Below are 15207 nucleotides of genomic sequence, written 5' to 3'. Positions count from 1 at the left end.
TAGCTGCGCAGGACCGGCTCCGCACTAGCTTCGCGTCGCCGGCCCCCTGGCGGAGGGTCCAAATCGCCGGGTCCCGCGAATCATATCTCACCACACCAAAAACTGCCCCAGGCTTTGCCTAGGACAGTTCTTGCTGGATCACTTTTTGGCTTTAACGGTCCGCTTGGCTTTCGCCGCGGGCTTTTTCTTGGCCGCCAGAGCCTTCTTCGTCCGCTCAGTGTCGCGGACGAGGACCGGGCCGAGGTATTGGCCGGTGTAACTCTTTTTAACGGTGGCCACGTGCTCCGGGGTGCCGGTGGCGATGACGGTGCCGCCGCCGTCACCGCCATCTGGCCCGAGGTCGATGAGCCAGTCGGCGCTCTTCACGACGTCCAGGTTGTGCTCGATAATCAGCACCGTGTTACCCTCATCCACCAAGCGCTCAAGCACGACCAGCAGACGCTTGATATCGTCAGTGTGCAGCCCGGTGGTGGGTTCGTCCAGGATGTAGAAGTTGTTACCGGTGGATTTCTTGTAGAGTTCACTGGCCAGCTTCATCCGCTGGGCCTCGCCGCCGGACAGCGTCGTGGCCGGCTGGCCCATCTTGACGTACCCTAGGCCAACGTCCACGATGGTTTGCAGCTTGCGGGTGATCTTGGGAATGGCCTTGAAGAAATCTAAGGCCTCTGCCACGGTCATGTCCAGCACTTCTGCGATATTCTTGCCGTGGTAAGTCACTTCCAAGGTCTCCGAATTGTACCGGGTGCCGTGGCAGACTTCGCACGGTACGTAGATATCAGGGAGAAAGTTCATCTCAATCCGGATGATGCCGTCCCCGTGGCAGGTCTCGCAACGGCCGCCCTTAACGTTGAAACTGAAGCGGCCCTTGGAATAACCGCGAATCTTAGCTTCGTTGGTCTTGGCAAAGAGGTCCCGGATGTCGTCGAAGACACTGGTATAAGTCGCCGGATTGCTCCGGGGCGTCCGGCCGATGGGACTTTGGTCGATGTCTACCAGTTTGTCAATGTTCTTGTAGCCCGTGATGCTCTTGTACTTCCCCGCTTTATGGGAATTGTGGTTCAGCTTCTGGGCCAGCGCCCGTTTCAGGATCTGGTTGACCAGGGTGGACTTGCCGGAACCAGAGACCCCAGTAACAACAATGAACTTGCCCAGGGGAAAGTCCACGTCGATGTGTTTCAGGTTGTTCTCCGCCGCGCCGGTGATCCGAATTTCTTTGCCGTTACCGGGCCGCCGTTTCAGCGGCACGGGAACGAATTTCTTCCCGGCCAGGTATTGCCCCGTCAAGGACTTGGGGTTCTTGGCCACTTCAGCCGGGGTACCGGCGGCCATCACCCGGCCGCCTTTCTCCCCGGCACCCGGGCCGATGTCGATTAGGTAATCGGCAGCGCGCATGGTGTCTTCGTCGTGTTCGACGACGATCAGGGTGTTGCCCAGGTCGCGCATCTTCTTCAGCGACTCGATCAAGCGGTCGTTATCCCGCTGGTGCAGACCGATGGACGGCTCATCCAGGATGTAGAGCACCCCGGACAAGTTGGACCCGATCTGGGTGGCCAAGCGGATTCGCTGGGCTTCCCCACCGGACAGCGTGCCGGCCGAGCGCGACAGTGTCAGGTAGTCCAGCCCAACATTGCGCAGGAACGTCAGCCGGTCCCGCACTTCCTTGAGAATCGGCTTGGCAATCACCGCCTCTTGTTCCGAGAGCTTGACGTCGCTGAAGAAAGGAATGGCATCCTTGATCGAAAGATCAGACACCGTGGCAATATCCTCACCGCTGACCTTCACACTCAACGCCTGGCGGTTGAGCCGCTTGCCGTGGCAGGTGGGGCAGGTCAGTTCAGTCATATACTGGCGCATCTGGTCGCGGGTGAAATCGCTGTTCGTGTCCCGGTAACGCCGGGCAATATTCGGCAGCACCCCTTCGAAGGCGGTATCCACGTCGCGGACGCCGCCGAAGTCGTTCTGGTAATGGAAGTGGAATTCCCGCCCGTCGGAACCGTTCAAGACCAGCTCCTGATCTTTCTTCGGCAGCTTCTTGAACGGGGTATTCATGTCAATATGGAACGCTGCCGCCGCTTGCGCCAGCAGCTCCGGATAATACTGGGAACTGATGGGATTCCACGGGGCCAGGGCCCCTTCGGCCAACGTCTTGGTGTCGTCGGGAATCACCAGATCCGGGTCCACGGACAGCTTGACCCCCAGGCCATCACAGTCCGGGCAGGCACCGAACGGGGCATTGAAGGAGAACAGCCGGGGTTCCAGCTCCCCCACCGTGAAGCCGCAGATGGGGCAGGCATAGTGTTCAGAAAAGACCAGCGGTTCGCCGCCGATGACGTCGATATTGGCATAGCCGTCGGACAACCGCAGTGCGGCCTCCATGGAGTCAAACAAACGCGAGCGGACACTGTCCCGGACCACGATCCGGTCCACGACGATGTCTACATCGTGCTTCTTGTTCCTATCCAGCTCGGGCGCTTCGCTGACATCGTAAGTCTCACCGTCCACCCGCAGACGCACATACCCTTCCCGCTTAACGCGCGCAAATTCTTTCTTCTGGGTACCTTTCTTCTGGCGGACGATGGGCGACATGATCTGAATCTTCGACCCCTCGGGCAGGGCCATGGTGCGGGTGACCATCTGGTCCACCGACTGACTTTGAATCGGCGTGCCGTCGTTGGGACAGATAGGATGCCCCACCCGGGCCCACAACAGCCGCAGGTAATCATTGATCTCGGTGACCGTCCCGACGGTGGAGCGGGGATTCTTCGACGTTGTCTTCTGGTCGATAGAAATGGCCGGTGACAGGCCGTCGATGCTGTCCACGTCGGGTTTCTGCATCTGTCCTAAAAATTGCCGAGCGTATGCGGACAAGCTCTCGACGTAGCGGCGCTGGCCCTCGGCGTACAGGGTATCAAAGGCCAGAGAACTCTTCCCGGAACCGGACAGACCGGTGACCACGACGAGCTTGTCCCGGGGAATAGTGACGTCGATATTCTTCAAATTGTGGGCGCGGGCGCCGTGAATGATGATTTTATCGTTGGCCATATGTTTAATCCACTTCTGCTTTCAATTCTAAGATAGTATCCCGCAAGGTCGCAGCGGTCTCGAAGTCCAGCTTCTTGGCCGCGTTCTGCATCTGTTCCGTGAGGTTGCTGATGAGCTCGTTCCGTTCCTTCTTCGACAAGTTGGTCAAGTCGATACTGGCGGTCTTGTCTTTGCTTTCTTCATCTGCCACGTCGGTGGTCTTGACCACCGAAATAGCATCCCGAATCGGCTTCACAATGGTCGTCGGCGTGACGTGGTGCTTCTCGTTGAAGGCTTCCTGAATCTGGCGCCGGTGCTTGGTCTTGGCAATGGCTTCCTTCATTGAATCCGTCACGGAATCGGCATACATGATGACCTTGCCGTGCACATTCCGCGACGCCCGGCCAATGATCTGGGTCAGCGATTGTTCCGACCGCAGGAACCCTTCCTTATCCGCATCGAGGATACAGATCAGGGAGACTTCCGGCACATCAATGCCTTCCCGCAACAGATTGATGCCGATGAGGACATCGAAAACACCCAGGCGCAAATCGCGAATGATTTGGGTCCGCTCCAGGGTCTTGATGTCCGAGTGCAGGTAGCGCACCTTCATACCCATTTCCTTCAAGTAATCGGTCAAGTCCTCGGCCATCTTCTTGGTCATGGTGGTGACAAAGACTCGTTCGTGCTTCTCGACACGCTGGTTGATCTCCCCCACCATGTCATCGATTTGCCCCATGATCGGCCGCACTTCGATAACCGGATCAAGCAAGCCGGTGGGCCGAATGATTTGGGGAACATGGTCTTGGGCCCGGTCCATCTCGTAGGGACCGGGCGTGGCAGAAACGTACAGGATCCGCTTCACGTGTTCCTCGAACTCGTTCAGCTTCAGCGGCCGGTTATCCCGGGCACTGGGCAGGCGGAAGCCGTAATCCACCAGCATCTGCTTCCGGGCCCGATCACCATTGTACATGCCGCGGATCTGGGGCATGGTGACATGGGATTCGTCGATCATAATATTGAAGTCATCAGGGAAGAAATCCAGCAAGGTATGCGGCGGCACGCCGGGGGCGCGGCCTTCCAGCGGGGCTGAGTAATTCTCGATGCCGTTGGTATAGCCCATCTCCCGCATCATGTCGATGTCGTAGTTGGTCCGCTGCTCCAGGCGTTGGGCTTCCAGCAGTTTACCGTTATCCCGGAACCACTTCAGGCGGTCCTGAAGTTCATCCTGGATGCGCTTAATAGCGGCTTCCATCTGATCGTCATTAGTCATGAAGTGGGTGGCCGGAAAGATGGAGACTTGCTCCCGCTCTCCGAGAATCTCGCCGGTCAGGGCGTCCACTTCGACCATCCGATCGATCTCGTCGCCGAAGAACTCCACCCGAATGGCATTCTCGTCTTGGGACGCAGGGAAAATCTCGACCACGTCGCCGCGCACCCGGAAACGGCCGCGCTGGAAGTCGATGTCGTTGCGCTCAAATTGGATGCCAACCAGCTCCCGCAGCAGCGTGTTGCGGTCGATCTGCATCCCTTTTCTCAATGAAATCGTACTCTTGGCATACTCCACCGGGTCGCCCAAACCAAAGATACAGGAGACCGAGGCCACCACGATGACATCATTACGCTCCAGTAAGGCACTGGTGGCCGAGTGGCGCAGCTTATCGATCTCGTCGTTGATGCTGGCGTCCTTCTCGATGTACGTATCGCTAGAGGGCACGTAGGCTTCTGGCTGATAATAATCATAATAACTGACGAAGTATTCCACGGCGTCGTGGGGGAAGAATTCCTTGAACTCGCCGTAGAGCTGACCGGCCAGGGTCTTGTTGTGTGAAATAACTAAGGTGGGCTTGTTCAGTTTGGCGATGACGTTGGCCATGGTGAAGGTTTTACCGGTCCCGGTGGCCCCTTCCAACACGACTTCTTTGTCGCCCTTCTGGAAGTCCTTCGTGATTCGGCTGATCGCCGCGCCTTGGTCGCCGGCCGGCTGATACTTCGAAACCAAATCAAATGGTCGATCAGGTAGACGTGTAATCATATGGTGAAAATCCCCCTCTGCGAAAAACAATGATAAGCGAACGAAACGCAAAAGCCCACGGGACTCTTGCGTTGATAAATCAGTAAATACATTGTACCACACCGAACATCCTTTCGCCACGGCGTTGCGCTTCGCGCTGCCGCCTTTGGGGTCAGGGGCGTTGACTGTCTGGGGCGGTTGGCGGTGTCTGGGCTGGCTGTTAAGGAGTTCGACTATGCTTTAGGTGGCTTAAAAAACTCGGGTAATCGATGGCGTCTGTTACCTTCAGAGTGCAGTGCAGAAGAACTTTCTGCCGGTTAGTAAACGATGCAGGAACTGGGGGCAACTTTAATGAACTTAATGGGTGACGTGGTATTCGGGCATGATTTTTTTGGTGATGGCGGCGAGTTTGTCGCGGTCGGAGAAGTCCTCGTTGAGGAGGTCGGGGAGGATGTTTTCTAGGAAGTATTGTACGGAGGGCATCGTGTTGAAGGCGACGATGGTGGTCAGGCTTTCTTTGAAGATGTCCATGTAGACAGTCTCGGGATTGCCCTTTTGAATCTCGCCGAAGGACTCGTAGAGCAGGTCCACCTTGTCCGCCACGGAGAGGATACGGCCCTCGATGGTGTCGTCTTTGCCCTCGGAGAGGCGGCGGCGGTAGATGTCTTGGAGCTCGGCGGGAATTTCGTTTTGGATGAAGTTCTCCGTCATGTGGGCCTCGACGCGGGCGAGCATATGGCGCAACTCCGGCGTCGCATACTTGACGGGGGTCTTGATGTCGCCGATGAAGCGTTCGGTATAGTCGTGGTTCAGGGATTTCTCGTACAGCATCTTCCAGTCAATGGGGTTGCCGGCTTGTTCCTCGATGTCCCCCAGCATCTGGGCAATGGCGGCCACCTTGAAGGAATGTGCAGCGACGGAATGCTGCTGATACTTGAAGAAACCCGGTGCCCGGTCCAACCATTCAAGATTCGTTAATCCGGTGATGTACTGATGCAAGCCCACGACGAACACGCTCCTTATCTGTTTTTGGTTGTCCGTATGGTACCACAGCGGGCGGTGGACAACAAGAGGTGCGAAAGCTCACCCCCCCGGTATCTTGCGTCTGAAAGTTGCGTTATGTCCCACGATCGTTCAGACGCATTAAAAAGTCGGCAACCCGGTGCCATGGCGGCACCTGATCACCGACGCGTCATTGCATATCCTGCCGGTTAGTCCTGTTCCTCGCCTAACGTAATCACCCGATCAAACTGCGGGCGAATCTCGTTGCGCAAGTGATGGGTGACCATGAGTAAGGTCACATCCGCTCGGGCTAATAGACTGTCCTCGATTTGAGCGGCAGCGGCTTCGTCCAGTGAGGCGGTCCCTTCGTCCATGAAGACGATCTTGCGCCCGCCAATCAGGCCGCGCGCCAGGGCAACCCGCTGCCGCTGACCGCCAGAGAGGTTGCGGCCGCTCTTGGTCAGCAGCGTATCGAGCCCCTGGGGCAGCTTGGCGACCACATCGGCTAACCCGCTTTCTGTCAACGCGGTTTGCAGCTGTTGATCAGTAAATTCCCGCCCCAGCGTGATATTTTGACGCAAGGTGTCGTTGAAAATGAACGGTATTTGATTCAAGACCACGATCTGGTCACGAATGGCCTGGGGCGCGATAGTCCGGTAATCCTGGCCATCGAAGCGCAGCGTTCCCTTGTATTGGGTCAAATTACCGGCCAGAAGATTGATGATCGTTGTTTTACCCTGTCCGGAGGGACCCACCAGGGCATAATTTTTACCCGCTCCCAGCGTTAAATTGAAGTCCGCCAGAGTGGGCTGTTGGGCATCCGGATAGGTAAATGAAACCTGATTCATTTGCAGTGCTTGGCGCAGCGGGCCAACCATGCCTTGGCCCTTCGCGGGATCAGGCGTGAGCGCGTTGTACTTGGCAAAAAGAGGATCCAATCCCTGGGTCACGATGCCCAGTGTGCCTGCGTTAGCGACTCCGGTAAAAATTGATTCTGCGAAGTTGCGCGTGGCCATGATCGCCCCAATGGGGACAAGCCTTTGAAATGCCAGGTAACCGGTGAAGCCCATGACGGCTACTTGACTCAAGTTGCCTATCGCGGCAGACGACCCCACCATCGCCCCGACAAGCTGCTTATGACGATCCGTGGCATGCATGAAGCGGGTCGAAGAAGCCGCAATTTTCTCCACAATGCGCTGGCGGAGGTTCAGCATGAGCAGGTCATCGAAGCCGGCGAGAATGTCAGAAAATTGGTTCATGCTCTGTTCATTGGCGGCGGACAACGCTTGCGACCGTTTCTGGACGGGTTGGCCAAAGAGTTTGGGCACCACCAGCATGACGACGGCCAGCATCACGGTGAGCAGCACCAGCGAATACCGATAGTACAGCAGCCCAATCAACGCAAAGACAATATCGCTGATGGCTGAAAAAATATCTACCAGATTGTAGAAACCGTACGTATTGATCTGGGTGATATCATTGGTCAGCCACGAGACGTACACCGAGTCGCTCTGTCGATGGTACTCCTCGTAATTGACCGCTGCCAGTTTCTGCCCGATATCACGCCGCAGAGCGGTGTCCATCAGGTAAATCACGTGTGTGACGTAGTAGATCTCCAGGTAGATTCCCACTGCACCGCCCAAATAGGCCAACACGGCCCAGGCGCTCCACACCAGAAATTCGTGGGCTTGCAGCTTGGTCAGCGCGGTCAAGGCATTGGCCATTAAAATGTTGGCCACCGTATCTGTGACACTTTTGAAGACCTCAACCAACACGACCCCAATATTCTGCAACCAAAATTGTTTGATATAACGAGACAAATTCATTGAATTCACCTAACCTTTTGCGGCACGGGTGAAAGATTCTCAGAATCGTCAGCCTAGACCGGCAAAATGCACCGATAATCGGCCGATTGTCTTCGCGGAGTAAACCGCAAGACAAATATACCTGCGGCTTCCGCCGAAAGCCTGAATGGCGCGGCTAATCCGTACTGAGAACTTCACTCGCATGACGAACGACATGCGTTAGTCAGCAAAAATGTTAGATGGACGAGGCATTATGGGATCCTCCTTAAGGAAAAATGAATTTGCATGTATCGTACACTGTGGTCATACAATTGTCAACGGTTATGCGTGACCGGGAAATGGATAGATGAGAATCGTGGGTAATGCAGGCATGGACTGTCCTCTCCTTTCTGACCATACAGCAAAACCCCCAGAGCGGCGGGGCTCTGAGGGCAATGCATGACTCAGTGACTTACGCCTTCGTAAAGGCGGTTAAGGCATTCTCAAACTCGCCGAGGCGCTTCTGCGCGGCGTCTTCGGAATCAGCTTGAGTGCCGACATAGTACTTGATCTTCGGCTCTGTGCCGGACGGACGGATGGCGATCCAAGTGCCGTCGGTGAGGATGAACTTGAGCACATTGGCCTTGGGCAGGGTCAGCTGCTCAGTGCTGCCGTTGGCTAACTTGGCTTGACCGGAGAGGTAGTCCTCGGTGCGGGCGACCTTCACACCGGCGAAGTCAGCCGGTTCTTCTTCGCGGAACTTGGTCATCAGCGCGGCCATTTCTTCGGCCCCCTTGATGCCAGGGAAATCTTGGGAAACAGTCTTCTCGGCGAAGTAGCCGTATTCCTTGTAGAGGTCTTGTAAGCCGTCGTACAGGGTCTTGCCCTGGTGCTTGTAGTACGCCGCCACTTCGGCCAGCATCAAGGTCGCCTGCATGGCGTCCTTATCCCGAACGAACGGCTTCATCAAGTAGCCGTAGCTCTCTTCGAAGCCAAAGAGGAATTCGTGGCTGCCGGTCTCTTCGAAGTGCTCGATCTGCTCGGCGATAAACTTGAAGCCAGTCTCGACATTGATCATCTGCATACCGAAGCTCTCGGCAATCTTCGTAGCCAGCTCGGTAGAAACAAAGGACTTCACGACTGCGCCGTTCTTCGGCAATGTACCGGCGTTCTTGCGGGCCGTCAAGATGTAGTGCAGCATGATACTGGCAATTTGGTTCCCCGTCAGCAGCTGGTACTCGCCGTTCGGCAAACGGACCGCCGTGCCCAAGCGGTCGGCGTCAGGGTCGGTAGCGATGAGGACATCGGCGGATTCTTTCTTCCCTAACTTAATGGCCAGGTCAAAGGCCTGGGGAAATTCAGGGTTCGGGAACGGAGTCGTCGGAAACTCCGGATCGAGGATGGCCTGCTCGGGAACGATGCGGACGGCCTCAAAGCCGGCCCCTTGCAATACCCGCTGAGCCAAGACCTTGCCGGTGCCATGCAGCGGGCTGTAGATCAGCTTCATGTCCTTTTCCTGCTTGATCAAGTCAGAGTCAATGGTGACCGACTTCAGGGCATCCAAGTAATCTTCATCGACGTCTTCGCCAATGAGATGCATGACCTTGGTTTCCCGCAGCTTCTGCTCTTGGACGACGGGAATGTTGAAAATGTCGGTGACTTCCCGAATGTACTTGGTGATCGTATCCGCCTCTTCCGGCGGCATCTGCCCGCCGTCGGGACCATAGATCTTATACCCGTTGTACTGCTTAGGGTTATGGCTGGCCGTGATCATGATCCCCGCATAAGTATGCAGATGCCGGATCGTGAAGGACAATTCCGGGGTCGGCCGCAGCGAATCGAACACGTAGGACGGAATATTGTGGGCGCCCAAAACCCGGGCGGATTCATGGGCAAATTCTTGGGAGTGGTAACGGGAGTCAAAACTGATAGCGACCCCTTGCTGCTTCCGTGCTTCCGGCAACTGGTCCATAAAGCGGGCCAGCCCTTCTGTCGCTTGCCGAACCGTATAGATATTCATCCGGTTGATGCCGGGGCCCATGACGCCGCGCATGCCGGCGGTGCCGAATTCCATCGGGGCCGTGAAGGCATCTTCCAAGTCATCGTCGTGGCCCTTCATTTGGTCCAGTTCTTCTGCCAGATCAGGTACCAAGGTGGCTTTTTGCCACTGTTGATAATTATCTTGCCAGCTCATTGCAGAAACTCCTCCTTAAAAACCGTTGTATGATTCCTCTTTCATTATACATGGTTCAAGGGGAAAGCGAGGGGAATTGGTCTTGAAAATTTAGTAAATTATCAAGATGTCAATAAGGATATTTACTAAAATATTTACCAAATCGAGCGCCTCCTGCCCTCCAGAAAGTACGAAAACGGGCACCGCCCTCTGGACAAAAAAATCCCCGGCTTGCGCCGAGGATGGACCACTCATTCGTATTAAGCTTGCTGTGCTTTAACCTTCGCTGCTGCGGCTTCGTCACCCATCTCTTGGATGTAGTGGTAGACCTGCTGGCCCGCTAAGCCGCCTTCACCGACGGCCGTGGTGATCTGGCGCAGATCCTTCTGGCGGGCATCGCCCACTGCGAAGACGCCGGGTACTTTCGTCCGCATGTGGTCGTCCGTGATGATCCAGCCCTGATCGTCCAGGATCGGCAGATTCTTGAAGGCGTCCGTCATGGGCTTGATGCCGACATAGATGAACACACCGGCAACCGGAATCTGCTTTTCTTCACCGGTGACCTTGTCCTTGTACGTCACGCCGGTCACTTTCTTCCCATCGCCATCAATGGATTGGAGCTGGGTGTTCCATACAAAGTGCATGTGGTCGTTGGCGAAGGCCCGGTTCTGCAGCACCTTCTGGGCGCGCAGCTGATCGCGCCGGTGGAGGACATAGACATCAGGGGACAACTGAGCGAGGTAGATGCCTTCTTCAACGGCGGAATCGCCGCCGCCGATAACGGCTAACGGCTGACCCTTGAAGAAAGCCCCGTCGCAGACTGCGCAGTACGAGACACCGCGGCCGGAATATTCTTCTTCGCCAGGTACCCCAACCTTGCGGTGTTCCGCACCGGTGGCCAAGACAACGGCCTTGGCTTCATAATCGTCCTCATCGGTGTGGATCAGTTTCGTGGTGCCGTGGTCTTCGATGCTGGTGACTTCACCGTAGGCATATTCAACGCCAGCCTGTTCCGCAGTGGCGTACATCTTCTCACCCAGTTCCGGACCGAGAACATCCGTGAAACCAGGGTAGTTCTCGATGGCTGCGGTATTATTCATCTGGCCGCCGTAAATCCCGCGGTCCAGCATGACCACCCGCAGATTGGAACGTGCAGCGTACAGGGCGGCAGTCATACCGCCGGGTCCTGCGCCGATTACAACGACATCATATGCTTTAGCCATCAGCAACAACTCCTTACTAAAAATAAGTACCCTAGGGAATATCATACATGATTTTCTGAAATAATGCCACTGCCCGGCTTAATCCAGGTCCAAGGTGCGCAGGTAAGCTTGCAGCGGCCCGGCCGTGGCGGGATCGCGCAGGGCCATGTCGATGTTTGCTTCGACCAGACCCAGGTGGCCGTCAATGTTCTCCCGGGGACCGGTATAAGAAAGGCCGGACAACTGGTCGTCCGCGGCCAAACTGTTCAGCGCCCGGGCAAACTGCTGCTGGTCCGGGGCAAATTCATTCAGCCGGTTGAATATCTCCGCTGAAAAAACATACCGGCCAAAGACCGCATCATGACTGGGAGCCGCCACTGGCGCGGGCTTCTCTTGAATGGCCGTGATCGTCCCCGCTGCCGGGTCTGCCCAGTCGATCACCCCGTACTGCTGGCTCTCGACCGGGGTAATCGGGACCGCTGCCACCATCTGCTGACCGCTGGCCGCGTGGGCTTGCCACAAGTCCTGCAACAAGGTGCCGGGCACCGGCAGGACATCGTCAGAAAGCACGAAACAGAAGTCCTCGCCGTCAATGAAGTCCCGGGCGAGGGCTAAGGCCCCGCCAATCCCCGTCGGCGACTGCTGGTGAATGAAGTGCAGGTTGACCGCGGTGGACCGGGCAATGTCTGCCAAGGTCGCCGTGTCGCCCTTCTCCTGCAATACCCGCTCCAGTTCCGGAGCAGAGTCGAAGTAGTCTTCAATGGCCTGCTTGCTCTTATTGGCAATCAGCAGAATCTCCGTAATGTCGTTGGCTTGCAGCTCGCGCATGACGTAATCAATGACGGGCCGCCCGCCCAGGGGCAGAATTTCTTTAGCGACCGCCTTGGTCAGGGGCATCAGCGAGGCCCCGATGCCGCCGGCGGCAATCACTGCTTTCACCATAGGCAGCCTCCTTTCGGGTAGGTTAGAAATCGATCTCGGGTTTCGCGATACGACCCATCAAGGCATCGATACTGTCTTGCAGGGGCCGGTGGCGATAAAGCACTTCATAAATAGCTTCACAGATGGGCATGTCTACCTGGGCCTGACTGCTCAGGTCGTGGACCGCTTGGGCAGTGGGCACACCCTCCACCACCATCCCCATCGTATTGAGGATGTGCTGCAAGGACTCGCCCTGACCCAACCGATTGCCGCACCGCCAGTTCCGGGAATTCGTGCTGGTACACGTCACAATCAGGTCGCCGAGGCCGGACAAGCCACTGAAAGTCAGCGGGTCGGCCCCGAAGGCAGCGCCGAGCCGGGCCATTTCTGCCAGCCCCCGGGTCATCAGCGCCGCCTTGGTATTGTCACCGTAACCCAGCCCGTGGATGGCGCCGGCGCCAATGGCGATGACGTTCTTGATCGCCCCGCCGAGTTCGACGCCGACCACGTCTGGACTGGTATAAATTCGCATAAAGTCGTTCATCACGACCCACTGGACCCAGGCCATGGCATCTTCGTTGGTGGACGCAGCGGTCAAGGTGGTGATGTCGTGGCGGGCCACATCTTCCGCGTGGCTGGGCCCGGAGAGAACGATAATGTCCCCCCGCACCGGGGCCGGAATGGACTGTGTCAGGATCTGGGAGATGCGGTACAGCGTGCCTTCTTCCAACCCCTTCGCCGCGGAAATGAGAAATGGCCGGTGGCCCTCTTCACTGAGGATGGCTCCCACCTTCTCCGCTACCCCGCGAATCGCTTGGGTGGGGATGACGAAGAAAATGGCGGCGGCGCTGGCCACGGCTTGGTGCAAGTCGGTGGTGCCGACGATGCTCTCATCCATGTGCAGGTCCGCCAGGTAATGCTTGTTCGTGTGGTCCGTGTTGATTTCGTTGATCTCCTGGGCATTACGGCCATAGATCGTGACCGCGTGACCATTTCTCGCCAACACATCCGCCAGCACACTGCCCCAAGAACCGGAGCCGAGGACGGTAATCTGCAACTGTCGCTTAACGCTCATAAGGATACTTCAACCCGCTTCCATCAAGATACCAAGGATTATCCGGCTTCCGCAGCCGCCGGTAGACGATCAGGCCCACCGCGCCAACGAACAGGATCGCCGCCAGCAGCTGGGACACGCGGATTGGCCCGAACAGATAGAGACTGTCTGTCCGCGTCCCCTCGATCCAGAACCGGCCGAAGGAGTACCAAGCAATGTAAGAAAGGGCCACTTCCCCGCGCTTGAAGAAGTGCAGGCGGTGCCGCAGGGAGAACAGCAAGATGACCCCCAGCAGGCTCCACATGGATTCGTACAAGAAGTCCGGCTGGTGGTAAACACCATTGATGTTCATCTGGTTGATGATAAAGGTTGGCAGGTGCAAGCTTTCCAGAAAGGCCCGGGTGGTGGTGCCGCCGAACGCTTCCTGGTTCATGAAGTTGCCCCAGCGGCCGATGGCTTGGGCCAGCAGCACAGTGGGCGCAATAATGTCGAGGACAAGCCACGTCGGCAGCATCCGATAATAGCAGTAGACGACCAGGACGATCAGGCCGGCAATGATCCCGCCGTAAATGGCTAAGCCGCCCTCCCAGATGGCAAAAATCTCCCCTGGATTAGCGGCGTAATAAGACCAGCGAAAAATCACGTAATACGCCCGGGCACCAACGATGCCGATGGGCAGCATCCAAAGCAGCAGGTCGACGATATCGTCGGGACTGATCTGACGCCGATTAGCTTCGCGCATGGACAGAATCACAGCCAGGACCACACCGGTGGCGATGAGGACCCCGTACCATTTAATTTGCAGCGACCCGAGACGCAGGGCCACCGGGTTCAAGGCAGCGAGTGACACGAATTAACATCTACTTTCTTCAACAAAATTAGGCCTTGGTGCCTTCGTCTTCGGCCGTGTGTTCCTTAATCAGTGAATTCAGGTTGCGTTCGAATACCTTGGTGGCATCGTAACCCATGGACTGAGCGCGGAAATTCATCGCGGCAGACTCGATAATGATGGCCAAGTTCCGGCCGACCTTCACGGGAATCGTGATCTTGGGCAAAGCCACGTCGAAGATTTGCTGGAACTGTTCATGCGCCCCGATCCGGTCGTAATTCACATCTGGGGACCAGTTCTCCAGGTGAACGATCAGCGAAATCTCCGCCGAGTCCCGGACCGCCCCGGCCCCGAAGAGGTTCATCACGTCGATGATGCCGATCCCGCGAATCTCCAATAGGTGCCGCAGAATCGCCGGAGCCTCCCCGACGATCGTTTTCTCATCCCGCTGGTAAACGTCCACCCGGTCATCAGCAATCAGCCGGTGCCCGCGCTTGATCAGATCCAAGGCGGTCTCCGACTTGCCGACGCCGGAATCCCCGGTGATCAGCACGCCCAGGCCGTAGATATCGACCAGCACGCCGTGCATGGATCGGCGTTCGGCCAGCTCTTCATCCAGGTATTCCGTCACCACACTGGACAGCCGCGACGTGGGCAGCGGCGACCCGAGAACGGGCACGTGGGCCTTTTGCGCTTCGGTGATCATCTGCTGGGGCGGCTGATAGCCGCGGGAGACCAGGAAGGCCGGCGTATCCGGCATCGCCATCCGGCGCAGAACAACGCTGAGTTCCTCACTGGACATGCCTTTGGAGAAAGAAATTTCTGTCTTGCCGAACAGCTGAATGCGATTGCTGGGATAATAGCGGAAATAGCCGGTCAACTCCAGGCCCGGCCGGGAGATGTCGCTGACTTCGATCATCCGGTCGGCCATGTCTTCCTTGCCGGAAAACACATTGAGATCGGTCTCTTGGACGAGCTTGGCGACTGACACTGTATTTGCCATGGTTGTACCTCCATTTTGATATACAAGTTAGATGATACCATATGTCGCACCAGAGGGCGAAGCCGAGCGGTTAGGCCACCCAGGCTAAGTGGCCATAACACTAAAAGCCCTGCACCTGGGCTTTTGGTGTTATGGTCCTTGGACTGTGGTGGCCTGCTCGGCTTCGCCCGTTTACGGCGCAGGCGGCAGGCAGCTGTCTTGCTC

General features: G+C 56.9%; 10 protein-coding genes. All 10 read right to left on the bottom strand.

What is annotated here, in order from left to right; translation table 11 throughout:
- Positions 1-138: 138 nt before the first annotated feature.
- The 10 genes from uvrA to hprK all read right to left on the bottom strand — a co-directional run bounded on the left by uvrA (position 139) and on the right by hprK (position 15003).
- Positions 139-3042 carry an excinuclease ABC subunit UvrA gene (gene uvrA / locus L248_RS03030; RefSeq protein ID WP_022528593.1) on the bottom strand — a complete coding sequence of 968 codons (2904 nt, stop codon included), beginning with the start codon at positions 3040-3042 and terminating at the stop codon, positions 139-141.
- A gap of 4 nt (positions 3043-3046) precedes the next feature.
- Positions 3047-5056: an excinuclease ABC subunit UvrB gene (uvrB, locus tag L248_RS03025; protein WP_040534546.1), complete on the bottom strand. Its 2010-nt coding sequence runs from the start codon at positions 5054-5056 to the stop codon at positions 3047-3049.
- Between the two features lie 336 nt (positions 5057-5392).
- On the bottom strand, positions 5393-6040 hold the full coding sequence (locus tag L248_RS03020; protein ID WP_040534545.1) for an HD domain-containing protein: 648 nt from the start codon (positions 6038-6040) through the stop codon (positions 5393-5395).
- A gap of 206 nt (positions 6041-6246) precedes the next feature.
- Positions 6247-7863, bottom strand: coding sequence for an ABC transporter ATP-binding protein (locus L248_RS03015; protein WP_040534543.1), 1617 nt, complete (start codon positions 7861-7863; stop codon positions 6247-6249).
- 430 nt (positions 7864-8293) lie between these two features.
- Positions 8294-10015: a phospho-sugar mutase gene (locus tag L248_RS03010; protein ID WP_022528589.1), complete on the bottom strand. Its 1722-nt coding sequence runs from the start codon at positions 10013-10015 to the stop codon at positions 8294-8296.
- A 239-nt stretch (positions 10016-10254) separates the two neighbouring features.
- Entirely contained in the window at positions 10255-11217 is a 963-nt protein-coding gene (gene trxB, locus L248_RS03005; RefSeq protein ID WP_040534541.1) for a thioredoxin-disulfide reductase, read from the bottom strand.
- Positions 11218-11295: 78 nt separating this feature from the next.
- Complete coding sequence (locus L248_RS03000) at positions 11296-12138, bottom strand: sugar phosphate nucleotidyltransferase (protein WP_022528587.1); 843 nt, start codon at positions 12136-12138, stop codon at positions 11296-11298.
- 22 nt (positions 12139-12160) lie between these two features.
- On the bottom strand, positions 12161-13192 hold the full coding sequence (locus tag L248_RS02995; protein WP_040534539.1) for an NAD(P)H-dependent glycerol-3-phosphate dehydrogenase: 1032 nt from the start codon (positions 13190-13192) through the stop codon (positions 12161-12163).
- Entirely contained in the window at positions 13182-14021 is an 840-nt protein-coding gene (gene lgt, locus L248_RS02990) for a prolipoprotein diacylglyceryl transferase (protein ID WP_022528585.1), read from the bottom strand. Before lgt ends, L248_RS02995 begins: the two co-directional genes overlap by 11 nt.
- A gap of 28 nt (positions 14022-14049) precedes the next feature.
- Positions 14050-15003: an HPr(Ser) kinase/phosphatase gene (gene hprK, locus L248_RS02985; protein ID WP_040534537.1), complete on the bottom strand. Its 954-nt coding sequence runs from the start codon at positions 15001-15003 to the stop codon at positions 14050-14052.
- Positions 15004-15207: the final 204 nt, after the last annotated feature.

The sequence above is a fragment of the Schleiferilactobacillus shenzhenensis LY-73 genome, from assembly GCF_000469325.1.
Taxonomy (GTDB): Bacteria; Bacillota; Bacilli; order Lactobacillales; family Lactobacillaceae; genus Schleiferilactobacillus; species Schleiferilactobacillus shenzhenensis.
The sequence above is the reverse complement of the archived record's forward strand: the minus strand, read 5'-3'. Positions and strand labels throughout refer to the sequence as shown.

What these genes read in the sequence shown, in the direction of transcription:
- L248_RS03010 (WP_022528589.1), bottom strand. Translation starts at nt 10,015, where the DNA reads ATGAGCTGGCAAGATAATTATCAACAGTGGCAAAAAGCCACCTTGGTA.
- uvrB (WP_040534546.1), bottom strand. Translation starts at nt 5,056, where the DNA reads ATGATTACACGTCTACCTGATCGACCATTTGATTTGGTTTCGAAGTAT.
- hprK (WP_040534537.1), bottom strand. Translation starts at nt 15,003, where the DNA reads ATGGCAAATACAGTGTCAGTCGCCAAGCTCGTCCAAGAGACCGATCTC.
- trxB (WP_040534541.1), bottom strand. Translation starts at nt 11,217, where the DNA reads ATGGCTAAAGCATATGATGTCGTTGTAATCGGCGCAGGACCCGGCGGT.
- uvrA (WP_022528593.1), bottom strand. Translation starts at nt 3,042, where the DNA reads ATGGCCAACGATAAAATCATCATTCACGGCGCCCGCGCCCACAATTTG.
- L248_RS03015 (WP_040534543.1), bottom strand. Translation starts at nt 7,863, where the DNA reads ATGAATTTGTCTCGTTATATCAAACAATTTTGGTTGCAGAATATTGGG.
- L248_RS02995 (WP_040534539.1), bottom strand. Translation starts at nt 13,192, where the DNA reads ATGAGCGTTAAGCGACAGTTGCAGATTACCGTCCTCGGCTCCGGTTCT.
- L248_RS03000 (WP_022528587.1), bottom strand. Translation starts at nt 12,138, where the DNA reads ATGGTGAAAGCAGTGATTGCCGCCGGCGGCATCGGGGCCTCGCTGATG.